Origin of the sequence: Vibrio sp. OPT46 (genome assembly GCF_015163535.1) — a bacterium.
GTDB lineage: Bacteria > Pseudomonadota > Gammaproteobacteria > Enterobacterales > Vibrionaceae > Vibrio > Vibrio alginolyticus.
Genome location: NZ_JADDYG010000895.1, coordinates 1 through 229 on the forward strand (window position 1 = coordinate 1; position 229 = coordinate 229).

Annotated in this window: 1 protein-coding gene; it reads left to right on the top strand. The window is 43.7% G+C overall.

Annotated features, from left to right (window positions below; genetic code table 11):
- Positions 1-229 (top strand): hypothetical protein (locus IQR33_RS36175; protein ID WP_228014243.1); only part of this gene is annotated, 229 nt, incomplete at both ends.

A 229-nucleotide genomic window follows, 5' to 3' on the forward strand; every position in this document is an offset into this window, starting at 1 on the left:
ATGTCGATAATATGGACCGCCTTGAAGTATCTAGCATTGTGGACCGAGAAAACCCTGTATTTAGACTCGATTTGAATGGAACCAGCAACCTCAACAACATCAACGTCAATTCCATAGACGCGAACTCCGGAACTATTGACACGTTACGCTCCAATTCGGCAAACTTAACTAGTGTTCGCGGCACTGACCTTGATTACGATAACGCTGACATTGATCGTGCTGATATTAA